Source organism: Micromonospora olivasterospora (assembly GCF_007830265.1).
Taxonomy (GTDB): Bacteria; Actinomycetota; Actinomycetes; order Mycobacteriales; family Micromonosporaceae; genus Micromonospora; species Micromonospora olivasterospora.
On the sequence record NZ_VLKE01000001.1, the window covers coordinates 1,594,714 to 1,617,921 of the forward strand.

Here is a 23,208-nt window from a genome sequence, read left to right on the forward strand (position 1 = left end):
GGAATCAGTGGAAGAAGTGGCGGGTGCCGGTGAGGTACATGGTCACACCGGCCTCCTTGCACGCGGCGACGACCTCCTCGTCCCGGATGGAGCCGCCGGGTTGGACGATGGCGCGTACGCCGGCCTCGATGAGGATCCGCGGGCCGTCGGCGAACGGGAAGAACGCGTCCGAGGCGGCGACCGCTCCCCGGGCCCGGTCGGCGCCGGCGCGGGTGACCGCGAGCCGTGCGGAGTCGACGCGGTTGACCTGGCCCATGCCGACCCCGACGGTCGCGGCGTCCCGGGCCAGCAGGATCGCGTTGCTCTTCACCGCGCGCACCGCCCGCCAGGCGAACGCCAGGTCGCGCAGCGTCTCCTCGTCGGCCGCCTCGCCGGTGGCCAGCCGCCAGGCGGCCGGGTCGTCGCCCTCGGCGTCGATCCGGTCGCGCATCTGGACCAGGATGCCGCCGGTGACCTGCCGCCACTCGGCCGGCAGCGGGTCGAACGCGGGGGCGTGCAGGAGCCGGATGTTCTTCTTCCCCCGCAGGATCTCGACCGCGCCCTCCTCGTAGCCGGGGGCGACCAGCACCTCCGTGAAGATGTCGGCGACCTGCCGGGCCAGCTCGACGCTCACCGGTCGGTTCACGGCGATCACCCCGCCGTACGCCGACACCGGGTCGCAGGCGTGCGCCTTGCGGTGCGCCTCGGCCACGTCGGCGCCGACCGCGATCCCGCACGGGTTGGCGTGCTTGATGATCGCCACCGCCGGCTGGTCGGCGAAGTCGTTCGCCGCCCGCCACGCGGCGTCCGCGTCGACGTAGTTGTTGTAGGACATCTCCTTGCCGTGCAACTGCTCGGCCTGGGCCAGCCCCGGCGGGCTGGCCGGGTCGGCGTACAGGGCGGCGGCCTGGTGCGGGTTCTCGCCGTAGCGCAGCACCGCGCCACGGCGCAGCGTCAGCCCGGCGAACCTCGGCCAGCCCTCGGCGTCCGGGGCCAGGGTGACGGCGCACCACTCGGCCACGGCCAGGTCGTACTCGGCGATCGCGGCGAACGCGCGGGCCGCCAGCACCCGGCGCTCGGCCAGCGTGTAGCCGCCCTCCCGCAGGGCCGCCAGCAGGGCCGGGTACGCCGCCGGATCGGTGACCACGGCGACGGAGGCGTGGTTCTTGGCCGCGGCCCGGACCATCGCCGGGCCGCCGATGTCGATCTGCTCCACGCACTCGTCGACGTCGGCGCCGGAGGCGACCGTCGCCTGGAACGGGTAGAGGTTGGACACGAGCAGGTCGATCCCCGCGATGCCGTGCTCGGCGAGCTGGGCGGCGTGCGACTCCTTGCGCAGGTCGGCCAGGAGGCCCCCGTGGATCTTCGGGTGCAGCGTCTTGACCCGGCCGTCGAGGATCTCGGGGAAGCCGGTCACCGACTCGACCGGGGTCACCGGCACGCCGGCGCCGTCGATGGTGGACGCCGTGCTGCCGGTCGAGACGATCTCCACCCCGGCCTCGTGCAGGGCCCGGGCAAGCTCGACGAGGCCGCTCTTGTCGTACACGCTGACCAGCGCCCGCCGGATCGGGCGGCGCTCGTCCTGAGTGGAACTCACGGGACCGTGACCTTTCTTCCGGTGATCGTCCAACCTTCGCGGACCAGACGGCCGACCTGCTCGACGAGCTGGCGCCGCTCGGCCTCCTTGATGCGCTCGGTGAGCGTCTCCTCGTCGTCGTCGTCCAGCACGGGCACGGCGACCTGCGCAACGATCGGGCCGGTGTCCATCCCGGCGTCGACGAAGAAGAGCGTCGCCCCGGTGACCTTCACGCCGTAGGCGAGGGCGTCACGGGGGCCGTGGATGCCGGGGAACGCCGGCAGCAGCGTGTTGTGGGTGTTGAGGTAGCGGTCGCCGAACGCGGCGAGGAAGTGCGGGCCGACCAGCTTGAGGAAGCCGGCGGAGATCACCAGATCGGGCCGGTGCTCGGCGACCCGCGCGGTCAGCGCCGCGTCCCAGTCCGCGCGGGTCGGATGGTCCCTGACCCGCTCCACGAAGGTCGGCACTCCGGCGGCGGCGGCCCGATCCAGGCCGGCGATCCCGTCCCGGTCGGCGCCGACCGCCACCACCCGCGCCCCGTACGCGGGGTCGGTGGCGGCGTCGAGCAGCGCCTGGAGGTTGCTGCCGGAGCCGGAGACGAGGACGACGAGGCGGGCGGCGGACGCGGGCTCGGTCACCCGGCAACCCTATCGGGCAGGTCGAAGGGGTCGACGGGCGGGCGCACGGACGGCGCGGAGGCGGCCAGGATGCGGACAGCGGAAAATCGGTGACAACCATTGTCGCCGACACCCTGTACGCTCCCGTCGCTCGGGGCCCGCCGCACGCCCGGCGCGCGTCCGGCCCCGCACCCGTCAGTGATCCGACACGTGCACTGTGTCGACGAAACAAGGAGTAGGCAGGAATGCAGCCCGGTTACCAGGCGCCCCAACCGCAACAGATCAATAACAACATGACCATGTCCATCGTGGCCATCTTCTTCTTCTGGCCGCTGGCCATCCCGGCCATCATCAACGCCTCGAAGGTCAACGGGCTGCTCCAGCAGGGCGACTACGCGGGGGCGCAGGCGGCGGCCGCCGAGTCGAAGAAGTGGTCCAAGTGGGCCCTCATCGTCGGCATCGTGTGGTTCGTGATCGTCATCGTGTGCTGTGCGCTGGGCGGTCTGGCCGGAATCATGGGTGCGGACACGAGCACCAGCAGCTACTGACAGCACCCTCAGGCAAGGAGCACCAGCGAATGCAGCCCGGTCAGGACCCGTACGGCCAGCAGCCCAACGACCCGAACCAGCCGCAGTACCACGACCCGTACGGCCAGCAGCCGCAGGCTCCGTACGGTCAGCAGCCCACGTCGGGGCAGCCGTACGGGCAGCCCACCTCCGGGCAGCCGTACGGGCACGACCCGTACGGCCAGCCGCCCCAGGCGCCGTACGGCCAGCAGCCCACCTCGGGGCAGCCGTACGGGCAGCCGACGTCGGGGCAGCCGTACGGGCAGGACCCGTACGCCCAGCAGCAGCCATACGGCGCGGCCCCGGCGTACCCGGGCGCCGGCTACCCGCAGCCGCAGGGGCAGCAGAACACGCTGGGTCTGGTGTCGATGATCCTCGGCATCGCGTCGATCCCGCTGGCATGCTGCCTGTTCCTGGGCATCCCCGTCGGCATCGCCGGGATCGTCACCGGCTACCTCGGCCGGCAGAAGGCGGCCCAGGGCCTGGCCAACAACGACAGCCAGGCCAAGACGGGCCTGATCTGCGGCGCCGTGGGCGCGGCCCTCGGCATCGTGGTGCTGATCCTGAACGTCGTGTTGAACGTCAGCCTGCCCACCAGCTGAGGCGGGCCGACGCGGCCAGCAGGGGCGCTCCGGATCTCCGGGGCGCCCCTCTCCGCGTCCACGACCCGGCCGCGCCCGGGCGGAGGCGTCAGGAAGGGGCCCTTCCCTTCGCCAGGGCGCGGGTGGCGGCGGCGCCGAGCAGGGCGCCGACCGCGATCACGGCGGTCGCCACCCCGGCCACCTGCCACGGCACCGGGCCGATCTCGGCCAGCCGGCCGCCGCCCAGCGACCCGCCGGAGGCCGCCGCGAGCGCCCCGAGCAGCAGCCCCGCGACCGGTCCGGCGAGCGCGGCCGGGCCGAGCACCGCCGGCCACGACACCTGGGCCCGGTCGTCGGCGGCCAGCCGGAGCAGCCGCCGGGCGAGCAGCCAGCCGGCGGCCATGCCGGCCAGGACCGGCACCGCGAGCAGGCCGGCGCCGAGCCCCTCGACCGGCCCGCCGGGCAGGCCGGCCAGCAGCGGTACGGCCGGCAGCGCGCCGACGGAGACCTCGCTGGTTCGTACGGCCGTGTCGGTGCCGACGGCGAACCCCGGCCCGAGCAGGTAGCTGGCCGACCAGATCGTGGCGTTGGGCGCGTAGGCGAGGCTGACCAGCGTGATCCCGGCCTGGCCGGCCACCCCGGTGCGGTACGCCCCGATCAGGTCCGCGGCGTCCCCGCCCCCGGTGGCCACCGCCAGCCCGGCTGCTGCGGCCCCCGCGCCGAGCAGCAGCAGGCCGGCGACCAGACCGGTGCGTAGGCCGTCGCGTGCCACGGCGGGCGCCCGGGCGGCGAGGAACCCGGCCACTCCCGTGGTGCGGACCGCCCCGGCCAGGGCCGCGAGCGAGCCGACGAGCGCGAAGGTCACCCCGGCGCGGACCGGGGACACCCGGAGCCCGCCCGCGCTGACCAGCACGGCGGCGAGCGCGCCGAGCAGGGCGTACCCGACGCCGACGGCGCCCGCGGCGGCGAGCGCCTGGCGCGGGGATCGCCCGCCCCGTGCGCCGATCGCCCGGCTCGTGTGCACACCGGCCCGGGTCAGCCGCCAGACGGCCAGCCCGGCCAGCGCCAACGGGGCCAGGCCGAGCGACCCGGCGTCGGTGGCCAGCGGCACGCCGTGGCCGAGCAGCCACCCGGCCAGCCCCGCGCGCAGCGCCCCGGAGACGGCGCCGGCGTCCTCGCTGAGCTGGGCGAGGCCGAGCACCAGCGCGACGGGCAGGTACGACGTGAGCGCGGCCCCCACGGCGGCGACCCCGGCGGCCACCGCGAGCGGCGCGCGGCCGCGGGACGCTTCGCCGGCCCGGGCGCGGGCACCCGGGCCCCGGGCACGGGCGTCGGGCCGGTCGTCGGCGCCGACCCCGGCGGCCGGACGGCGGGGCTGGTCAGGGGTGACGGAGGACATCGGCTCTACTCTGGCATGCCGCGCGGGCGTCGGCAGTCCGATACCCGCGCGGGCCCGCCACGAGTTCGGTGATCCACCGCTCCGCGCCCCGGATCCGGGCTAGCCTCGGCCCAGTACGCGACCTTTTCCCGTCGCGGCAGTGACCGCTCGGAGGAAGCCGTGAACACTCCGTATCCGCCGCCCCCACCGCCACCGGCGGCCGCCGGGCGCGACCGCACCACGCTGTGGGGCGTGCTGGGCATCGTCCTCGGCCTGCTCTGCTGCGGCATCCTGGGGATCATCTTCGGCTACCTGTCGATTCGGGACGCCAGGCGGTACGGCAAGTCGCCCGTGCTCGGCTATCTCGCCATCGCGTTCGGCGTGATCAACATCATCGCCGGCGCCATCCTGCGGTCCACCGGCAACCACCCGTTCTACCGCTGACCGGACGACGCGAGGGGGCCGACCGTGCGGTCGACCCCCTCGGCGCCTCGACTCGGCGGTTCAGCCGGCGGACATGATCTCCCGCATCAGCTTGGCGGTCTCGGTCGGGGTCTTGCCGACCTTCACGCCGACCGCCTCCAGCGCGTCCTTCTTCGCCTCGGCGGTGCCCGCCGAGCCGGAGATGATCGCGCCGGCGTGACCCATGGTCTTGCCGGGCGGGGCGGTGAAGCCGGCGATGTAGCCGACCACCGGCTTGGTCACGTTCGCCTTGATGAACTCGGCGGCCCGCTCCTCGGCGTCGCCGCCGATCTCGCCGATCATCACGATGGCGTCGGTGTCCGGGTCGGCCTCGAACGCGGCGAGGGCGTCGATGTGGGTGGTCCCGATGATCGGGTCACCGCCGATGCCGACGCAGGTCGAGAAGCCGATGTCGCGCAGCTCGTACATCATCTGGTACGTCAGGGTGCCGCTCTTGCTGACCAGGCCGATCCGGCCGGACCCCGTGATGTCGGCCGGGATGATGCCGGCGTTGGACGCGCCCGGCGAGGCGATGCCCGGGCAGTTCGGCCCGATGATGCGGGTCCGCTCGCCCTTGGCCACGTTGTACGCCCAGAAGGCGGCCGTGTCGTGCACCGGCACGCCCTCGGTGATCACCACGGCCAGCGGGATCCCGGCGTCGATCGCCTCGATCACGGCCGCCTTGGTGAACTGCGGCGGCACGAAGATGACGGTGACGTCGGCGCCGGTCTCGGCCATGGCGTCGGCGACGGTCGCGAAGACCGGCAGCGCCGTCCCGTCGAAGTCGACCGTCTGGCCCGCCTTGCGCGGGTTGGTGCCGCCGACGACGTTGGTACCGGCGGCGAGCATCCGCCGGGTGTGCTTGGAACCCTCGGAACCGGTCATCCCCTGCACGATGACCTTCGAGTCCTTGGTCAGCCAGATAGCCATGATCAGACCCCCGCAGCGGCCAGCTCGGCGGCCCGCTCGGCCGCGCCGTCCATCGTGTCGACCCGCTGCACCAGCGGGTTGTTGGCCTGGTCGAGGATCGCCCGACCGGCCTCGGCGTTGTTGCCGTCGAGGCGGACCACGAGCGGCTTGGTGACCTTCTCACCCCGCTGCTCCAGCAGGGCCAGCGCCTGCACGATGCCGTTGGCGACCTCGTCGCAGGCGGTGATGCCGCCGAAGACGTTGACGAAGACGCTCTTCACCGCCGGGTCGGACAGGACGATCTCCAACCCGTTCGCCATCACCGCGGCGCTCGCGCCGCCGCCGATGTCGAGGAAGTTGGCCGGCTTGACCCCGCCGTGCCGCTCGCCCGCGTACGCGACCACGTCGAGGGTCGACATGACCAGGCCGGCACCGTTGCCGATGATGCCGACCTCGCCGTCGAGCTTGACGTAGTTGAGGTCCTTTTCCTTTGCGGCCTGCTCCAGCGGGTCCACCGCGGCCTGGTCGACCAGCGCCTCGTGGTCCGGGTGCCGGAACGCCGCGTTCTCGTCCAGGCTCACCTTGGCGTCCAGGAGCAGCAGCTTGCCGTCCCCGGCCTTGGCCAGCGGGTTCACCTCGACCAGCGTGGCGTCCTCGGCGACGAACGCCTTCCACAGCCCGACGGCGGCCTCGACGACCTGGTCGGCGACCTCGGCCGGGAAGCCGGCGGCGGTCACGATCTCCCGCGCCTTGGCCTCGTCCACGCCGGTGTTCGCGTCGATCGGCGCCTTGACGACCTTCCCCGGGGTCTCAGCGGCGACCTGCTCGATGTCCATGCCGCCGGCGACGCTGGCGATGCAGAGGAAGGTACGGTTCGCCCGGTCGAGCAGGTAGGAGAAGTAGTACTCCTCGGCCACGTCCGCGGTCACCGTGATCATGACCTTGTGGACGGTGTGTCCCTTGATGTCCATGCCCAGGATGTCGGTGGCCCGGGCCACCGTCTCATCCGCGCCCTCGGCCAGCTTGACGCCGCCCGCCTTGCCTCGGCCGCCGACCTTCACCTGCGCCTTGACGACCACCCGGCCGCCGAGGCGGTCGGCGATCGCCCGCGCCTCCTCCGGGGTGTTGGCGACGCCGCCGGCCAGCACGGGCAAGCCGTGCCGCTCGAACAGGTCCCGCCCCTGGTACTCGTACAGGTCCACGATTGCGCGTCCCGTCCCGTCTCCGCGGCGCGCCGTCGCGCCGCCACCAGCGTTGTGAAAACAGTTTGACGCCTGTCATCAGTTGACACAGGCCATTGCCGCAGCCTAGCGAGGCCGGCACGGCGGGCAACCGAGCGGGTGCGCGGTGTGCCGTACTCCACACGCGCGGGAATCCCGGAGCGCCCCGGCTCGGGACGGCCCCCGCTGGTCCCGCCGGACGGGCCCGGCGGAAATCTCCGGAGGATGTTCACCCGGGTGCGTAACCCCGGCGTGAGGGCGTCGTTGAGTCTGATGTCGGAGCGCTGGTCAGCGCGATGACGGGAGACGGCCGATGCCCTGTCGGTCGAGGGGTGGCGGCGGGGCATCGTGCATAGAGGGGCCGGACGTGTGAGGGGTGCGTCCGGCCCCTCCCCCCGTGTCCGGGGAGAGATGACGGCGCCCGCTGGCGAGGGTGGGTCAGCCGACCGGCTGGGCCACGTTCGCCCGGACCCACTCCACGATCGACTGGGTGGTCGCGCCCGGGGTGAAGATCTTGGCGACGCCGAGCTGCTCCAGCTCGGGGATGTCGGCGTCCGGGATGATGCCGCCGCCGAAGACGACGATGTCCCGGGCGTCCCGCTCGCCGAGCAGCTCGATCACCCGCCGGAACAGCGTCATGTGCGCCCCGGAGAGCACCGAGAGCCCGACCGCGTCGGCGTCCTCCTGGATCGCAGTCTCCACGATCTGCTCCGGGGTCTGGTGCAGGCCGGTGTAGATGACCTCCATGCCGGCGTCGCGCAGGGCGCGGGCGACCACCTTGGCCCCGCGGTCGTGGCCGTCGAGGCCCGGCTTCGCGACGACGACCCGGATACGAGAGCTCATCAGCGGACACCTTTCCCGGCGCTACGACTGTCACCTGAACGAACGGTAACCCGCCCGGCCGCGAGCGGGGAATCCGGGCGGCGGCAGTGGGCAGCGTAGGCGGCGCGGGTGCGGCCGGGTAGGCCCAGCACGCAGCGTCACGCTCCGCTACACAGAAGACATGAAACGGGGCACACAACCAACGCGACGAAAGCTGACGATACAGGATGGAAACGGACAGATCGACACGCCAATTCCGCCGTTTGGCTTGTGACCGGCCTGCCGGTTGGCTACCGTGTCCACGGTTGTCATCAGGTCCACGGACGGGTGACGACGCGGCCAGCCGGGGTTCACCACCGCTTCACGGATGCCGGCCGGCCGTATCGGAACCCCGACAACGGAGGGTGTGCGTGCGCCAGCGCCTGTCGTCTGAGCCCGATAGATATCGCGGTCGCCGCCGCGTACCCACGCCTCCGCGGAGCCGCTACGCCGCCGTCGTCACCACCGCGTTCGTCGGTGCCGGCGTGGTGGCGCTCGGCGCGGGCGCCCTGCCGGACGCCAAGAGCGTCAGCCCAGCGGTCCTCGACGAGCTCAAGCAGGCCTCCGTCACCAGCCAGGACGCGGCCTCGCGCGCCGACTCCGCCGAGCGCGCCTCCCGGTCCGACCGGCCGGCGACCACCGCCGCCGCCGCCGAGCAGGACGTCTGGCTGCTGCCCCTGCAGGGCTACGACTTCAACTCCCCGTACGGCATGCGCTGGGGCAAGCTGCACACCGGCGTCGACCTGGTCGCCCCGGAGGGCACCCCGTACGTCGCGATCCACGACGGCACCGTCACCAAGGCGGGCTGGTTCGGCGGCTACGGCTACACGGTCATCGTCAAGCACGCCGACGGCAGCGAGGCCATCTACGGCCACTCCTCGTCGCTCACCGTGCAGGAGGGCCAGCAGGTCAAGGCCGGCGACCAGCTCGGCCTGGTGGGCAACACCGGGCACTCGTACGGCTCCCACCTGCACCTGGAGATCCATGTCAAGGGGGAGCCGCTGGACCCGGTGCCGTGGCTGCAGAAGCGCGGAGTGGACATCAAGCTGCAAGTCGAGGCGTTCTACACGGAGGCAGCGGCCTCCTGACGCTGCGCCTCGCCCGTTTGACCGCCCGGATCGAGCGATCCGGGCGGTTTTTCGTTGCCGGCCGCGGCCGAATGTCTACTGCGCCACAGCCGCGACTGTGACCGGCGACACGCCGTACATGATCACTTATCGGGACAGGGCGCACCCGTGGGGCACACAACGGGCGGAGGCCCGGGGGTGCCGCCGCCCGCGCCCCCGCCCCTGGACAGCGGCCGGGCCGACGCGGACACCAGTATTTCGGGGTCCGTCCCACCCCGAGACGTGAAGGTCCGCCCGTGCAGGAAGAGAACATCCTCGCCGAGAGCACCACCGACACCCCGGGCCGCCACCGGCTGCGCCCCCGACGCGGCCGCCGAGCCCTCGTCGTCGGCGCGGTCGCGCTGGTCGGGCTCGGCCTGGCCGGTGTCTCCGCCGTCACCGCCGGCCGCGGAGGCGACGAGCCGGCCCCCGCCGCCGTGACGCTCGACGCCCAGAACCGCACCGAGGACGCCGCCCGCGCCGACCGCTCCACCCGGGGTACGGCGACCCCGGTCACCCCCTCGGCCGACGCGGCCGCCCCGACGCCGAGCCCGTCGACCGCCAGCCCCAACCCCACCACGTCGGCCGTTGCCAAGCCCACCGCCAAGCCGAAGCCGAAGACGACCAGCAAGCCCGCCCCCGCCTGGGTCATCCCGATGAGGGGCGCCCAGATCACGTCCTGCTACGGCCCGCGGTGGGGCACCCTGCACGCCGGCATCGACTTCGCGATGCCCACCGGCACCCCGATCCACGCCGCCGCCGCGGGCACGGTGGTCAAGGCCGGCGACGTCGGCGACGGGTACGGCATCTCGGTCTTCGTCGACCACGGCAACGGCTACCTCACCCACTACGCCCACCAGAGCCGCACAGCCGTCAGCGTGGGGCAGAGGGTGAAGGCGGGTCAGGTCATCGGCTACGAGGGCGCCACCGGCGACGCCACGGGCCCGCACCTGCACTTCGAGGTGCACAAGGGCCAGATGTGGAACCAGATCGACCCGGCGCCGTTCCTGCGCGCCCGGGGCATCGACGTGGCCTGCTGACGCACCACGCCGGCTGAGCGGGCTCGCCCGGCCCGGCGCTACGCCGGACCGGGCCGGCGCCGGCTCAGAGCTTGTCGATCGGCGCGTGCCGCAGCACCAGCCACATTGTCTGGTCGCCGAAGTCGATCTGGGCGCGGGCGCCGGGGCCGTGCCCCTCGACGGCGAGCACCCGGCCCAGGCCGTACCGCTGGTGGTTGACCCGGTCCCCGGCCGCCACCTTCGGCGCCTGGGGCAGCTCGCTGGCGGTGGACAGCCGGCTGGCGTCCACGCCGAGCCGCTTGGCCAGCTGTGCCGCTCGGGGCGTACCGCCGGTGAAGCCGCCGCGCCCGCCGCCCGCGCCGCCCGCGCGGCCGCCGACCCCGCCGCCGCCCCCGGCCCACGACGTGTACGACCCCTCGGTGCGCTCCCACCGGACCAGCTCCGGTGGCAGCTCCTCCAGGAACCGCGACGGCGGGTTGTAGGCCGGCTGCCCCCACGCCGAGCGGGTCACCGCCCGGGACAGGTAGAGGCGCTGCCGGGCCCGGGTGATGCCCACGTACGCCAGCCGGCGCTCCTCCTCCAGCTCCCGGGTGTCGCCGAGGGAACGCAGGTGCGGGAACACGCCGTCCTCCAGCCCGGTCAGGAACACCACCGGGAACTCCAGCCCCTTGGCGGTGTGCAGCGTCATCAGGGTGACCACGCCCTGGTGGTCGGGATCGTCGCTGGGGACCTGGTCGGCGTCGGCGACCAGCGCCACCTGCTCCAGGAACCCGGCCAGCGTGGCCCGCTCCCCCTCGGCCCCCAGCGCCTCGACCCGCTCGGTGTACTCCCGGGCGACGCTGACCAGCTCCTGCAGGTTGTCGACCCGGCCCGCGTCCTGCGGGTCCAGGCTCTCCTCCAGCTCGGTCAGGTAGCCCGAGCGGGTCAGCAGGGCCTCCAGCACCTCCTCCGGGGTGCCCGACTCGGCCAGCTCCCGCGCGCCGTCGAGCAGGGCGACGAACTCGGCGATGCCGTTCGCCGCCCGGGTGGAGATGCCCGGGGCGTCCTTGGCCCGGCGCAGCGCGGCGCCGAAGGAGATCCGGTCGCGGCTGGCCAGCGCCTCGACGCACGCCTCCGCCCGGTCGCCGATGCCGCGCCGGGGGGTGTTCAGGATGCGCCGCAGGCTCACCGTGTCGTCGTCGTTGACCACCGCCCGCAGGTACGCCAGCGCGTCGCGGACCTCCTTGCGCTCGTAGAAGCGCACCCCGCCGACCACCTTGTACGGCAGCCCGACCCGGATGAACACCTCCTCGAAGACGCGGGACTGGGCGTTGGTGCGGTAGAAGACCGCGACGTCGCCGGGTCGGGCGTCGCCGGCGTCGACCAGCCGGTCGACCTCCCGCCCCACCCAGTCCGCCTCGGCGTGCTCGGTGTCGGCGACGTACCCGACGATCTGCTCGCCGGCCCCGGCGTCGCTCCACAGCCGCTTGGGTTTGCGCGAGGTGTTCCGGTCGATCACCGCGTTGGCCGCGTTGAGGATGGTCTGGGTGGAGCGGTAGTTCTGCTCCAGCAGGATCGTGCGGGCGTCGGTGTAGTCCCGCTCGAACTCCAGGATGTTGCGGATCGTCGCGCCCCGGAACGCGTAGATCGACTGGTCGGCGTCGCCGACCACGCACAGCTCGGCCGGATCGACGCCCTCGGTGCCGGAGACCAGCCCCTTGATCAGCACGTACTGGGCGTGGTTGGTGTCCTGGTACTCGTCGACCAGGACGTGCCGGAAGCGGCGGCGGTAGCTCTCCGCGACGTGCGGGTGGGACTGGAGCAGGTGCACCGTCGTCATGATCAGGTCGTCGAAGTCGAGCGCGTGCGCCTCGCGCAGCCGCCGCTGGTAGAGCGTGTACGCCTCGGCGAGCGCCCGCTCGTTGGGGCCCTTGGCCCGGGCGGCGAACTCGTCGGGGTCGACCAGCTCGTTCTTGAGGTTGGAGACCTGGGCGGCGAGCCCGCGCGCCGGGTAGCGCTTCGGGTCGAGATCCAGCTCGCGGGCGACGAGCTGCATCAGCCGGCGGGAGTCGTCGGCGTCGTAGATCGAGAAGGTCGACTTCAGGCCGGCGTGCTCGTGCTCGGCCCGCAGGATGCGCACGCAGGCGGAGTGGAACGTCGACACCCACATCAGCCGGGCGCGGGGGCCGACGAGCTGCGTCACCCGGTCCTTCATCTCGCCCGCGGCCTTGTTGGTGAAGGTGATCGCGATGATCTCGCCAGGGTGCACGTCCCGGGCGGCGAGCAGGTACGCGATCCGGTGGGTGAGCACCCTGGTCTTGCCGGAGCCGGCGCCGGCCACGATCAGCAGCGGCGAGCCGCCGTGGGTGACGGCGTCGCGCTGGGGGCCGTTCAGGCCCTCCAGCAGCTGCTGCGGGTCGCGGTGGACGACCGGGCCGGGCCGGCGCGGCGGGGCCGACGCCGGCTCGGGCGCGGGCGGGGACGCGGGGATGTCGAAGAGAGGCTGCATCGCACGGCGAGTCTATGCCTCCGGCCGGACACTTCCCGCCCGCGCACGGATGAGTTTCTGCGAGGTCCCGTGAACCCAGCACCCCGGATGCACCCGTTCCTACTGCGGACGCGTTGCGCGCGCGTCAGGCGCAACTGATCCACAGCAAGGTCCCAGTACATCACCGAACGCGAAGGGTGGAACCACATGAAGCGGATGCGCACGTTCCTAGCTACCGCGCTTACCGTCGGTCTAGCGGGTCTGCTTGCCCCTCTCGTCAGCCCGTCTCCGGCAAGCGCTGCTTGGTCGAGCTGCCCGGCGTCCGAGTTCTGCATCTTTGACAACATCAATTTCGGGGGAGCCTATCTCCGCCCCGCGCTCAACACCCCAAGCCAGTGGGGCAACTTCACTAACGCAAACTTCAACGACAGAGCCAGCTCTGCCGTGAACAAATCGGGTTACAGGTGGTGCCTTTACGAGCACGCGTATAAGGGTGGCAAACGCTTGGTGTTCCCGCCGAACACGCAGATCAGTGACTTTCGCCGGTACGGCTGGAACGACCGCGCCAGCAGCACCGCAATATGCTGACCCAGCGTGACGCGGACTAGCTAGTCAGCCGAGCACGAGACGGCGTCGCCGGCCGCCCCTTCGAGCCCAGTATGCCGCTCCCATCCAGCGACGCTGAGAGATCGTCGGGTAACCGGCTGGGTGTGATGGGTTACGACGAGACACCCCTTGGGCGCGGGGGCCCTTGTCACGGCCGCTGGACGGCCGGCGGACCGAATGGCGGGAATCCTTGCGAACCGGGAGCCGGGCTGGGCATACTCGACGGCGTGTTCGGTCAGCGCTACTACTTTTACTACGGCACCGGGAGTCCGGCAGCCGTGGGTCGCGCCTGATCAGATCAGACCTACGAAAGCCCCGGGCTCCTGGAGCCCGGGGCTTTCCGTTCCGGGATCCGGGCACCGGGCCCGACACCCGAGGGGTACGGCGATGATGACAGACGTGGTGGAGCAGAACAGCGGCGCGGAGCGGTCCCGTCCAGCCGGCGAGCGCACCGATGCGCCGGCCGCGGCGACCGGGACCGGCACGGACGACTCGGCCGCCGCGGCCCGGATCGTCGCCATCCGCGAGCGGATCGACGAGATCGACCGCACACTGATCGAGCTGTGGCACGAACGGGCGAGCCTCTCCCGGGAGGTCGGGGCGACCCGGATGGCCTCGGGAGGCACCCGGCTGGTGCTCTCCCGGGAGCGCGAGATCCTGGAGCGGTTCCGCCAGGCGCTCGGCGCCGACGGCACCCAGCTCGCCCTGCTGCTGCTCCGCGCCGGCCGCGGCCCGCTGTAGGCCGGCCACCCGGCCCGCTGTGGCCGCCACGCACGGCCCCGTGCCGGCCCGGGCACCGACACTTCCCGGCGCTGGTGGTCCCGAATCTGCGCTGTCGGTCGCCCGCCACCGCCGGGACGTGCCCCGCCTGGCGGGTCCGGATACGCGGAAGCGCCTGCCGGCGTCCCAGGGACACCGGCAGGCGCTTCCGATCAATCAACCCGCGAGGCTCACGCCTCGTGGGTGGCGACGATCTCGCGCTTCTCGGCGAAGTGGCAGGCGCTCGGGTGGTCCGAGCCGGAGCGGATCTCCAGCAGCGGGACCTGCTCGGCGCAGACGTCCTGCGCCTTCCAGCACCGGGTACGGAACCGGCAGCCCGAGGGCGGGCTGACCGGGGACGGGACGTCACCGGTGAGCCGGATGATCGCCTTGTTGTCCCGCAGCGTCGGGTCCGGCACCGGCACCGCCGACAGCAGCGCCTGCGTGTACGGATGGGTCGGCCGCTCGTAGATCTCGTCCTCGGTGCCGATCTCGACGATCTTGCCGAGGTACATGACCGCGACCCGGTCCGACAGGTGGCGGACCACCGACAGGTCGTGCGCGATGAAGATGTACGACAGCCCGAACTCGTTCTGGAGCTTCTCCAGCAGGTTCATGACCTGGGCCTGGATCGAGACGTCCAGGGCGGACACCGGCTCGTCGCAGACGATGATCTCCGGACGCAGGGCCAGCGCGCGGGCGATGCCGATGCGCTGCCGCTGGCCGCCGGAGAACTGGTGCGGGTACCGGTTGATGTGCTCCGGGTTCAACCCGACCAGGTCGAGCAGCTCCTTGACCTTGCCTCGCCGGCTGCCCTTCGGGGCCACCTCCGGGTGGATCTCGAACGGCTCGCCGATCAGGTCGCCGACCGTCATCCGCGGGTTCAGCGACGTGTACGGGTCCTGCATCACCAGCTGGATCTGGCGGCGCAGCCGGCGCAGCGCGCCGCCGGACAGCCGGGAGATGTCCTGCCCCTTGTAGTGCACGCTGCCGGCGGTCGGCCGCTCCAGGTTCATCAGGACCCGGGCCAGCGTCGACTTGCCGCAGCCGGACTCGCCCACCACGCCGAGCGTCTCGCCGGACTTCAGCTCGAACGAGACCCCGTCGACGGCCTTGACGTGACCGATGGTCTTCTTGAACACGATCCCCTTAGTGACGGGGTAGTGCTTGACCAGGTCACGGACCTCGAGGATGTTCTCAGTCACGGTTCACCAGCTCCTCAGCGAAGTGGCAGGCGCTGGCCCGGCCGCTGCCGATCTTCAGCAGCGGCGGCAGCTTCTCCCGGCAGACCGGCTGCGCCATGGGGCAGCGCGGGTTGAACGGGCAGCCCGACGGGATGTTCATCAGGTTCGGCGGCAGGCCCTTGATGGTACGGAGCTGCTGCCCCTTCTCGTCCATCCGCGGGATCGAGTCGAGCAGGCCGAGGGTGTACGGGTGCGCCGGCTTGGCGTACAGGTCGTACACGTCGGCTTCCTCGACGATCCGGCCGGCGTACATCACCGCGATCCGGTCGGCGACGTCGGCGACCACGCCGAGGTCGTGGGTGATCAGGATCAGGCCCATCTGCCGCTCGCGCTGGAGCTCGGCGAGCAGGTCCATGATCTGGGCCTGCACGGTCACGTCGAGCGCGGTGGTCGGCTCGTCCGCGATCAGCACCTCCGGGTCGAGCGCCAGCGACATCGCGATCATCGCGCGCTGCCGCATGCCGCCGGAGAACTGGTGCGGGTAGTTGCTGTAGCGGCCCCTGGCGTTCGGGATCTTGACCTGGTCGAGCATCTCGATCGCGCGCTTCTTGGCGTCCGCACGGCTCATGCCGCGGCGGAACCGGAACTGCTCGGCGATCTGGAACCCGACGGTGAAGACGGGGTTCAGCGCGGAGAGCGCGTCCTGGAAGATCATGGCGATGCCCTCGCCGCGGATGCGGCGGCGCTCCTCGGCGGACATGGTGAGCATGTCCTTGCCGTGGAAGCGGACCTTGCCTCCGGTGACGAAGCCGGGCGGCGTGTCGAGGATGCCCATGATGGTCTGCGCCGTGACGCTCTTGCCGGAGCCGGACTCGCCGAGCACGGCGAGGGTCTCGCCCGCGTCGACGTGGTAGGTGACGCCGTTGATGACCTTGGCGACGCCGTCCCGGGTGCGGAACTCCACCCGCAGGTCCTCGACCTCGAGGAGGCGCCCCGCGGCGCGGCCGGATCCGTCGGCGCCCGTCGCGGACTGCTCGGACACGAGAATGTCGGACATTGAAGAACTCCCCTAGCGCAGTTTCGGGTCGAGGGCCTCGCGGACCGTCTCACCGAGCATCACGAAGCTGAGGACGGCGGTGACCAGGAACGCGGCGGGGAAGAAGAGCAGGTAGGGCGAGACCCGGAGGTAGTTCTGCGCCTCACTGATCATGATGCCCCACGAGACCACCGGCGTCTTCAGGCCGATGCCCAGGAACGAGAGCGTGGCCTCCGCCCCGATGAACGACCCCACCAGGATCGTGCCGTAGACGAGCAGCGGAGCAAGGCAGTTGGGCAGCAGGTGCTTCAGGATGATCCGGCCGGTGCCGGCCCCCAGCGCCCGCGCGGCGACGATGTAGTCGGCCTCCTTGGTGGCCAGCACCGAGGAGCGCATCAGCCGCATCACAACCGGCCAGCCCAGCACGCTCAGGGACATGATGACCAGGCCCATGATCTGCCACTCGTTGTTGCTCGTCCCCGCACCGTTGAAGGTGGTGAGGATGACGATCGCGCCGAGCACGAAGGGCAGGCCGAAGAAGATGTCGGCGAACCGGGAGAGCAGGGCGTCCACCCAGCCGCCGCGGTAGCCGGCGATGATGCCCATCGTGCCGCCGATCAGCAGCGTCCCGATCACGGAGAGCAGGGCCACCAGGATCGAGGCGCGGGCGCCGTAGATGGTCCGGGCGAAGACGTCCCGGCCCTGCACGTCGTAGCCGAACCAGGCTTCGGAGGACGGCCCGACGCGGCTGTTCGCCAGCGTCCCGTTGACCGCGTCCCCGGAGGTGAACAGCGACGGGAAGGCCGCCATCAGCACGAAGACGACGATGAAGGCCGCGGAGATCCAGAACAGCGGCTTGCGGCGCAGGTCGCGCCAGGCGTCGCCGAGCAGGCCGCGGGGCTTCTCCTTGCGGGCGTTCTCCGGCAGGCCCGCGTTGACGGGGGCGCCGGCCCCCGCCTCGTTGGGGTTGGTCGACGGCGGGGTCGAGACGACCGATGCGGTGCTGGGGTCACTCATAGCGAATCCTCGGGTCCAGGGCGGCGTAGAGCAGGTCCACCAGCAGGTTCATCAAGAGGTAGACCAGCACCAGAACCACCACGATGGAGACAACCGTAGAGCTCTGCTTGGTCACGATCGCCCGAAGCGCCTCGCGGCCGATGCCGTTGATGCCGAAGATGCCCTCGGTGATGATCGCGCCACCCATGAGCGCGCCGAGGTCGGTGCCGAGCAGGGTGACCACCGGGATGAGCGAGTTACGCAGCAGGTGGACGCCGACGACCCGCCGCATCGGCAGGCCCTTGGCGATGGCCGTGCGGACGTAGTCGGCGCGCCGGTTCTCCGCGATGCTCGTGCGCGCCACCCGGGCGACGTACGCCATGGACGCGCTGCCGAGGACGAAGCCCGGGACGATCAGTTCGGTGAACGGCATGTCGCTGGAGACCGTCGGCTTGACGATCTGCCACTGCACGCCGAACAGCCACTGGAGTACGAAGCCGACGACGAAGACCGGCAGCGCGATCAGGAACAGCGTCGAGACGAGGACCAGGTTGTCGAGGAAACCGTTGCGCCGCAGGCCGGTCAGGACGCCGGCGCCCAGCCCGATGATGGCCTCGATCGCCAGGGCCACCACGGCGAGCTTCAGGGTGTTCGGGTACGCCGTCGCGATGATGTCGCCGACCGCACGGTTGTTGAACGTGGTGCCGAAGTCCCCCTGGAACAGGTTCTTCATGTAGGTGGCGTACTGCACCCAGATCGGCTTATCGAGCTGGTACTTCTCGGTCATCATGTTGACGTACACGTCCGGGCACCGGCGGTCGCCGCACTTGCCGGCGAACGGGTCACCCGGCACCGACCAGACGAGCCAGTAGATCAGGAACGTCGTGCCGATGAAGACCGGGACGAGTTGCAGTAGCCGTCTCAAGAGATAACGGCCCATGGGGTGGTCCTCCTGACAGGGGGCGCGTCGGGCGACCGGCGCGGGGGGCGTCAACGTTGCGAGGGTTGTCGTGCACCCCTCGCGCAACGGCCCCGGGCCGGGCCACCGGTAGGTGAGCCCGGCCCGGGGTCAGACCGTTCGGATCAGAGCTCGATCGAGGTGATGTCGAGCTCACCGACGTTGGTCAGCTCCAGCTTCTTGATCTTGTCCGAGCGACCGGACTGCTGCAGCTGGAAGTAGATCGGCATCGACGGGACGTCCTGGTCGATCTGCTTGACGGCCTCAGCGAACTTGGCGTGCGACGCCTCGATGCTGGGGGCACCGCTGGCCTCCTTGGCCAGGGCGTCGACGGTCGGGTTGCTGTACAGACCGTCGTTCGACGAACCACCGGTCACGTAGAGCGGGTTGATCCAGTTCTCCACGTCGGGGTAGTCCTGCTGCCAGCCGGCGCGGTACGGGCCCTTCATCTTGTGGCCGTTGATGTTCTGGCGGAACACCGCGAAGGTCGGCACGCCCTCGGCGCGGGCGTTGATGCCGAGGTTGGTCTTGACCTGCTGCGCGACGGCCTCCATCCACTCCTTGTGGCTGGCGTCCGCGTTGTAGTAGAAGACCATCTCGCCCTGGAAGCCGCCGGCCTCGGCGAGCAGCTTCTTGGCCTCTTCCACGTTGAGCTGGCAAGCGGTGCAGTTACCCGGCTGCGCGCCCGGGGTCAGCGGGTTGGCCCAGCTGTCGGCCGGCTTCCGGTTGCCGAAGAAGATCTTGTCGGTGATCTCCTGCCGGTTGATCGCCAGGGAGACCGCGCGACGCAGCTTCGGGTTCTGGAAGCGCTTGTCGTAGATCGGCCAGGCGATGATGCCGGTGGACGGGATGGTCGCGGAGACCGCCCGCTCGCCCAGGTCGGTCTTCCACTTGTCGCCCGCGAGGGCGGAGGCCGGAACCTGCTGCTGGAAGTCCAGGTTGTTCGAGACCAGGTCGCTGTAGGCGGCCGTGTCCTCCTGGTAGATCTTGACGGTGACGTCCTTGATCTTCATCTTGTCGCGCAGCGCGTAGTCGTCGAAACGAGTCAGCTTGATGGCGACGTTGTTCTCCCAGGAGACGAACCTCACCGGGCCGTTACCGATCGGCTTCTTACCGAACGCCTCGGCGCTCTGGGTGAAGAACGCGTCCGGCAGCGGCATGAAGGTGCTGTAGCCGAGCTTGGTCGGGAACACCGCGGTCGGCGCCGCCAGCGTGACCTCGAAGGTCCAGTCGTCGATGACCTTGAGGCCGCTCATCGTCTTGGCCTTCGGCTCCGGGGCCTTCTGCGGGCCGTCCGGGCCGTCCGGGTCCACGCTGTTGACGTCCGCGAAGCCCGCGATGTCGGCGAAGAAGCTGGAGTTCTGCGCGCCGTTCGGCCCGTAGGCACCCCAGTTCCAGGCGTCCACGAAGTTCTTGGCCTTGACGACGGTGCCGTCGTGGAACTTCGTGTTCTGCTTGATCTTGATCGTGTAGACCTTGGAGTCTTTCGTCTCGATCGACTCGGCGACGGCGTTCCGCGGAGCGCTACCGTCGTTGGGATACTCGACCAGACCGGTCCACATCCAGTCGACGATCGCGCCGCCACCGGTCTCGGTGGTGCTCGCCGGGATCAGCGGGTTCTCCGGCTCGGTGCCGTCGATGACGATGGCGCCGTCCCCGCTGTTGCCGGTCTCCTCTTCGGTACCGCTGCCGCTGGAGCAGCCGGTCGCGACGAGCGCGAATGCCGCGCCCACCGCGATCGCGCCGCTCGCCCGCTTCGAGACTCTCATTCCGAGGGGCCTCCTCTTTCTAACCTGGTTCCGTCGTTGTTCGACGCACGCGTTGGGGTGACACCGCCGGCGGCCTCGACCACCGACCACCGTTCCACCGCAGAGAAATCGGGACACGCGTGTACCGATCCGCCGGGCTACCGCACCGCCCGGCCTCGCCACCCGCGCACGGCTCATCAACCACGAAGCGTGACCTGTCGGTCGGATCCGTGGCCGTAAGACCGTACGGGGCGCCTCACGCCGGGGATGAGGTGCTGCAACTGTGACACCTACCGGCCCGTTGCGTGAAGGTGCCGTTATCAAGCCGTTAGTTGCCCGCAGCGTTGCCGATACTGAGAAAAGATCATGAAACGGACCGACCGGACCGCGCTGAACAGGCAAGACGACCCACCGACGGGGGACCGACGCGGAGCGTAGGCTCGGTTGCGTGAGCTTCCCCGCATCCGCGCCGACGCTCGCCGACATCCACCGCGCGCTGGCGGTTTTCGCCCATCCGGATGATATCGAATTCGGCTGCGCGGGCACCATAGCAGGCTGGGCGGACGAGGGCGTGGAGGTCGCCTACCTCATCGTCACGCACGGTGAGACCGGCGGTTTCGACGACACCCCGCGGGCGGAGCTGCCCCGGCTGCGCGAGGAGGAGCAGCGGGCAGCCGCGGCGGCCGTGGGCGTGCGCCGGGTCGAGTTCCTCGACGGGTACGCCGACGGGACGCTCGCCCCCACCTTGGACCTGCGCCGCGACATCACCGCAGCCATCCGGCGGTTCCGGCCGGACCGCGTGCTGACCAGTTCCCCGCTGCGCCGGTGGGAGCACCTCTCCGGGCCCAGTCACCCCGACCACCTGGCCGTCGGCGAGGCCACCACCTGCGCCATCTACCCCGACGCGCGCAACCGGTTCGCGTACCCGGAGCTGCTGGCGGCCGGGCTGGAACCGTGGGTGGTCCGCGAGGTCTGGTACGCCGGCGGTCCGGCGCCGGACCACGTCGTGGACGTGACCGACCGGTACGACCGCAAGGTCGCCGCGATGCGCGCGCACCGGTCACAGACCGACCACTTCGACGTCGAGACCTGGGTCCGGGACCGGCTGACGACGGTCGCGGACAACGCCGGGCTGCCGCCCGGCCGGCTGGCCGAGGCGTTCACGGTGCTGCGTACGGAGTGACCGCACGGGCAGCGGCCGGACGTCACACCAGGCGGCGGTCCGCGGCCCAGCGGGACAGCTCGTACCGGTTGGACATCTGGAGCTTGCGCAGCACGTTGGACACGTGCGTCTCGACCGTCTTGATCGAGATGTAGAGCTCCTTCGCGATCTCCTTGTACGCGTACCCCCGCGCGAGCAGCCGCAGCACCTCGCGCTCCCGGTTGGTCAGCTGGTCCAGCTCCGGGTCGGCCACCGGCGCGTCCGGCCGGGCCGCGAACGCGTCCAGCACGAACCCGGCCAGCCGGGGGCTGAACACCGCGTCCCCCTCGGCCACCCGGCGCACCGCCGCGGCCAGCTCGTCCGGGGAGATCGTCTTGGTGACGTAGCCCCGGGCGCCGGCCCGGATCAGGCCGATCACGTCCTCGGCCGCGTCGGAGACGCTCAGCGCCAGGAACCGCACCTGCGGATGGGTACGCCGCATCGCGTCCAGCACGGCCCGGCCGCCGCCGTCGGGCATGTGCACGTCCAGCAGCACCACGTCGGGCAGGGTGGCCGCGATCCGGCTGACCGCCTCCGTGACCGTCCCGGCCTCGCCCACCACCTCGACGTGCACCCCCAGTTCCGCGCGGACCCCCGCGCGGAACATGGCGTGGTCGTCGACGAGGAAGACGCGCAGCCGCTCGGGGCGGTCGCCCGCCTTCCCGACCGGCCCGGTCGCCTGCTCAGCCATGGTCATCTGTCCCTCTCCGCCGTGGCCTGGTCGCCGGTGATCGGCAGGATCAACCGGACCTCGGTCCCCTCCCCCGGCTCGGAGCGGATCTCCGCCCGGCCGCCGTGGCGCTTCATCCGTCCGATGATCGAGCCCCGGACGCCGTGCCGGTGGTCCCCCACGGTATCCGGGTCGAAGCCCTTGCCCCGGTCCCGGACGAACACGCTGACCTGTTCCGGCTCCACCTCGGCGTACAGCGAGACGGTCCGCACCCCGGCGTGGCGGGCGGCGTTGACCAGCGCCTCCCGGGCCGCGGCGACGAGCGCGCCCACCCGCTCGTCGGTCTCCCGGTCGCCCACCACCACCGCCTCCACGGTGATCGCGAAGGTGTCCTCCACCTCGGCCGCGGCCTGCTCCAGCGCGGCGGCGAGGCGCTCGTTGGGCGAGGCGGTGGGCCTGTAGAGCCAGTTACGCAGGGAGCGTTCCTGCCCCCGGGCCAGCCGCTGCACGGTCGTGACGTCGGCGGCGTTGCGCTGGATCAGGGCGAGGGTGTGCAGCACCTGGTCGTGCACCATGGCGGCCAGCTCGGCCCGCTCCTGCTCGCGGATCCGCCCCTCCCGCTCCGAGCGGAGCTGGTTGTACGTCCGCCACAGCACCGGCGCGGCCACCACGCCCACGCCGGCCAGCCCGACCAGCGCGAAGATGATGCCGTTGACCACGGCGTCGAAGTTCTGCACGGGCGAGTAGACCGCCGCGACCCCGATGATGCCGACAGCGACCAGCACCCCGCCGCCGATGAACCGCAGCACGAACGCGCGCCGGTCGCTCTCCTCCACCACCGCGCCCAGCCAGGGCACCGGCAGCGACTCGCCCCACCGGCGGCGGCGCTCCGGCGCCGACTGGTGCCAGATCACCCCGGCGCCCACCGCGATAATCGCGACCAGCCAGCCGGCGGTGCCCGCCGCGCCGACCGAGTCGAACACCGCCATCTGGATCATGAGCACCACGAGCCCGATCGCCACGAACGGCAGCAGCCGGGCGAGGTCCCTCCGGGCCGGTACGGCGTTGTCGCCCGGGCGCAGCGGGACCACCGCCCAGAACGCGGCGTAGAGCAGCAGGCCGAGCCCGCTCAGGCCCATCAGCACCATGAAGGCGATCCGCACCCGGACCACCGAGATGCCGAGGTGCTCGGCGATGCCGGCGGCGACCCCGGCGGCCATCCGGTGCTCGGGTGCCCGGTAGAGGCGGGGTGGCTGGGTCGCGGTGCTGATCGGAGACTCCCTGGTCGGGGCGGGCGGGGGGCGGGCGC

22 protein-coding genes are annotated in these 23,208 nt (G+C 71.5%); 8 read left to right on the forward strand and 14 right to left on the reverse strand.

The window, feature by feature from the left end; all coding sequences use genetic code 11:
• Positions 1-4 precede the first annotated feature (4 nt).
• On the reverse strand, positions 5-1,576 hold the full coding sequence (gene purH, locus JD77_RS07125; RefSeq protein WP_145773579.1) for a bifunctional phosphoribosylaminoimidazolecarboxamide formyltransferase/IMP cyclohydrolase: 1,572 nt from the start codon (positions 1,574-1,576) through the stop codon (positions 5-7).
• On the reverse strand, positions 1,573-2,193 hold the full coding sequence (gene purN / locus JD77_RS07130; RefSeq protein ID WP_145773580.1) for a phosphoribosylglycinamide formyltransferase: 621 nt from the start codon (positions 2,191-2,193) through the stop codon (positions 1,573-1,575). The genes purH and purN overlap by 4 nt, the downstream gene beginning before the upstream one ends.
• Before the next feature lie 224 nt (positions 2,194-2,417).
• On the opposite strand from purN, the gene JD77_RS07135 reads away from it, so the two are divergent.
• Both JD77_RS07135 and JD77_RS07140 read left to right on the forward strand, forming a co-directional pair.
• Positions 2,418-2,720, forward strand: coding sequence for a CD225/dispanin family protein (locus JD77_RS07135; RefSeq protein ID WP_145773581.1), 303 nt, complete (start codon positions 2,418-2,420; stop codon positions 2,718-2,720).
• Positions 2,721-2,749: 29 nt separating this feature from the next.
• Positions 2,750-3,340, forward strand: a complete 591-nt coding sequence (locus tag JD77_RS07140) for a DUF4190 domain-containing protein (protein WP_145773582.1) — start codon at positions 2,750-2,752, stop codon at positions 3,338-3,340.
• Positions 3,341-3,428: 88 nt separating this feature from the next.
• Here the strand turns inward: JD77_RS07140 and JD77_RS07145 are convergent, their stop codons facing one another.
• Positions 3,429-4,718, reverse strand: coding sequence for a cell division protein PerM (locus JD77_RS07145; protein WP_145773583.1), 1,290 nt, complete (start codon positions 4,716-4,718; stop codon positions 3,429-3,431).
• A 159-nt stretch (positions 4,719-4,877) separates the two neighbouring features.
• Here JD77_RS07145 and JD77_RS07150 point away from each other — a divergent pair, with 159 nt between their 5' ends.
• On the forward strand, positions 4,878-5,141 hold the full coding sequence (locus tag JD77_RS07150; RefSeq protein ID WP_145773584.1) for a DUF4190 domain-containing protein: 264 nt from the start codon (positions 4,878-4,880) through the stop codon (positions 5,139-5,141).
• Between the two features lie 60 nt (positions 5,142-5,201).
• On the opposite strand, the gene sucD is transcribed toward JD77_RS07150, so the two are convergent.
• The 3 genes from sucD to icmB all read right to left on the reverse strand — a co-directional run bounded on the left by sucD (position 5,202) and on the right by icmB (position 8,131).
• Complete coding sequence (sucD, locus tag JD77_RS07155) at positions 5,202-6,089, reverse strand: succinate--CoA ligase subunit alpha (protein ID WP_145773585.1); 888 nt, start codon at positions 6,087-6,089, stop codon at positions 5,202-5,204.
• 2 nt (positions 6,090-6,091) lie between these two features.
• Complete coding sequence (gene sucC, locus JD77_RS07160; protein ID WP_145773586.1) at positions 6,092-7,270, reverse strand: ADP-forming succinate--CoA ligase subunit beta; 1,179 nt, start codon at positions 7,268-7,270, stop codon at positions 6,092-6,094.
• A 456-nt stretch (positions 7,271-7,726) separates the two neighbouring features.
• Positions 7,727-8,131: a coenzyme B12-dependent isobutyryl CoA mutase small subunit gene (icmB, locus tag JD77_RS07165; protein ID WP_145773587.1), complete on the reverse strand. Its 405-nt coding sequence runs from the start codon at positions 8,129-8,131 to the stop codon at positions 7,727-7,729.
• A 389-nt stretch (positions 8,132-8,520) separates the two neighbouring features.
• On the opposite strand from icmB, the gene JD77_RS07170 reads away from it, so the two are divergent.
• Together JD77_RS07170 and JD77_RS07175 are read left to right on the forward strand one after the other, a co-directional pair.
• On the forward strand, positions 8,521-9,237 hold the full coding sequence (locus tag JD77_RS07170) for a M23 family metallopeptidase (RefSeq protein ID WP_145773588.1): 717 nt from the start codon (positions 8,521-8,523) through the stop codon (positions 9,235-9,237).
• 275 nt (positions 9,238-9,512) lie between these two features.
• Positions 9,513-10,295: a M23 family metallopeptidase gene (locus JD77_RS07175; RefSeq protein ID WP_145773589.1), complete on the forward strand. Its 783-nt coding sequence runs from the start codon at positions 9,513-9,515 to the stop codon at positions 10,293-10,295.
• Between the two features lie 64 nt (positions 10,296-10,359).
• On the opposite strand, the gene pcrA is transcribed toward JD77_RS07175, so the two are convergent.
• The gene (gene pcrA / locus JD77_RS07180; protein WP_145773590.1) at positions 10,360-12,762 is read right to left on the reverse strand and encodes a DNA helicase PcrA; all 2,403 of its coding nucleotides are present in this window, start codon (positions 12,760-12,762) and stop codon (positions 10,360-10,362) included.
• A 195-nt stretch (positions 12,763-12,957) separates the two neighbouring features.
• On the opposite strand from pcrA, the gene JD77_RS35435 reads away from it, so the two are divergent.
• Together JD77_RS35435 and JD77_RS07190 are read left to right on the forward strand one after the other, a co-directional pair.
• Positions 12,958-13,329, forward strand: coding sequence for a peptidase inhibitor family I36 protein (locus JD77_RS35435; RefSeq protein WP_387227428.1), 372 nt, complete (start codon positions 12,958-12,960; stop codon positions 13,327-13,329).
• A 405-nt stretch (positions 13,330-13,734) separates the two neighbouring features.
• Entirely contained in the window at positions 13,735-14,088 is a 354-nt protein-coding gene (locus JD77_RS07190; protein ID WP_145773592.1) for a chorismate mutase, read from the forward strand.
• Between the two features lie 209 nt (positions 14,089-14,297).
• Here the strand turns inward: JD77_RS07190 and JD77_RS07195 are convergent, their stop codons facing one another.
• The 5 genes from JD77_RS07195 to JD77_RS07215 form a co-directional block, all read right to left on the reverse strand.
• Positions 14,298-15,311 (reverse strand): ABC transporter ATP-binding protein, encoded by a 1,014-nt coding sequence (locus JD77_RS07195; RefSeq protein ID WP_145773593.1) that lies wholly within the window; start codon positions 15,309-15,311, stop codon positions 14,298-14,300.
• Positions 15,304-16,332: an ABC transporter ATP-binding protein gene (locus JD77_RS07200; protein ID WP_145777456.1), complete on the reverse strand. Its 1,029-nt coding sequence runs from the start codon at positions 16,330-16,332 to the stop codon at positions 15,304-15,306. The genes JD77_RS07195 and JD77_RS07200 overlap by 8 nt, the downstream gene beginning before the upstream one ends.
• 27 nt (positions 16,333-16,359) lie before the next feature.
• A complete protein-coding gene (locus JD77_RS07205; protein WP_145773594.1) occupies positions 16,360-17,343 on the reverse strand; it encodes an ABC transporter permease in 984 nt (327 codons plus the stop codon).
• Positions 17,336-18,262 carry an ABC transporter permease gene (locus JD77_RS07210; RefSeq protein WP_145773595.1) on the reverse strand — a complete coding sequence of 309 codons (927 nt, stop codon included), beginning with the start codon at positions 18,260-18,262 and terminating at the stop codon, positions 17,336-17,338. The genes JD77_RS07205 and JD77_RS07210 overlap by 8 nt, the downstream gene beginning before the upstream one ends.
• A gap of 143 nt (positions 18,263-18,405) precedes the next feature.
• On the reverse strand, positions 18,406-20,049 hold the full coding sequence (locus tag JD77_RS07215; protein ID WP_145773596.1) for a peptide ABC transporter substrate-binding protein: 1,644 nt from the start codon (positions 20,047-20,049) through the stop codon (positions 18,406-18,408).
• A 427-nt stretch (positions 20,050-20,476) separates the two neighbouring features.
• Here JD77_RS07215 and JD77_RS07220 point away from each other — a divergent pair, with 427 nt between their 5' ends.
• Positions 20,477-21,211 (forward strand): PIG-L deacetylase family protein, encoded by a 735-nt coding sequence (locus tag JD77_RS07220; protein ID WP_246140558.1) that lies wholly within the window; start codon positions 20,477-20,479, stop codon positions 21,209-21,211.
• Positions 21,212-21,233: 22 nt separating this feature from the next.
• On the opposite strand, the gene JD77_RS07225 is transcribed toward JD77_RS07220, so the two are convergent.
• Both JD77_RS07225 and JD77_RS07230 read right to left on the reverse strand, forming a co-directional pair.
• On the reverse strand, positions 21,234-21,920 hold the full coding sequence (locus JD77_RS07225; RefSeq protein ID WP_145777458.1) for a response regulator: 687 nt from the start codon (positions 21,918-21,920) through the stop codon (positions 21,234-21,236).
• A gap of 2 nt (positions 21,921-21,922) precedes the next feature.
• The gene (locus JD77_RS07230; protein ID WP_281292168.1) at positions 21,923-23,170 is read right to left on the reverse strand and encodes an ATP-binding protein; all 1,248 of its coding nucleotides are present in this window, start codon (positions 23,168-23,170) and stop codon (positions 21,923-21,925) included.
• Positions 23,171-23,208 lie beyond the last annotated feature (38 nt).

Coding starts and splice junctions, on each gene's coding strand:
- JD77_RS07135 (WP_145773581.1), top strand. CDS start 2,418: ATGCAGCCCGGTTACCAGGCGCCCCAACCGCAACAGATCAATAACAAC.
- JD77_RS07140 (WP_145773582.1), top strand. CDS start 2,750: ATGCAGCCCGGTCAGGACCCGTACGGCCAGCAGCCCAACGACCCGAAC.
- JD77_RS07145 (WP_145773583.1), bottom strand. CDS start 4,718: ATGTCCTCCGTCACCCCTGACCAGCCCCGCCGTCCGGCCGCCGGGGTC.
- sucD (WP_145773585.1), bottom strand. CDS start 6,089: ATGGCTATCTGGCTGACCAAGGACTCGAAGGTCATCGTGCAGGGGATG.
- icmB (WP_145773587.1), bottom strand. CDS start 8,131: ATGAGCTCTCGTATCCGGGTCGTCGTCGCGAAGCCGGGCCTCGACGGC.
- pcrA (WP_145773590.1), bottom strand. CDS start 12,762: ATGCAGCCTCTCTTCGACATCCCCGCGTCCCCGCCCGCGCCCGAGCCG.
- JD77_RS35435 (WP_387227428.1), top strand. CDS start 12,958: ATGCGCACGTTCCTAGCTACCGCGCTTACCGTCGGTCTAGCGGGTCTG.
- JD77_RS07190 (WP_145773592.1), top strand. CDS start 13,735: ATGATGACAGACGTGGTGGAGCAGAACAGCGGCGCGGAGCGGTCCCGT.
- JD77_RS07205 (WP_145773594.1), bottom strand. CDS start 17,343: ATGAGTGACCCCAGCACCGCATCGGTCGTCTCGACCCCGCCGTCGACC.
- JD77_RS07210 (WP_145773595.1), bottom strand. CDS start 18,262: ATGGGCCGTTATCTCTTGAGACGGCTACTGCAACTCGTCCCGGTCTTC.
- JD77_RS07215 (WP_145773596.1), bottom strand. CDS start 20,049: ATGAGAGTCTCGAAGCGGGCGAGCGGCGCGATCGCGGTGGGCGCGGCA.
- JD77_RS07225 (WP_145777458.1), bottom strand. CDS start 21,920: ATGGCTGAGCAGGCGACCGGGCCGGTCGGGAAGGCGGGCGACCGCCCC.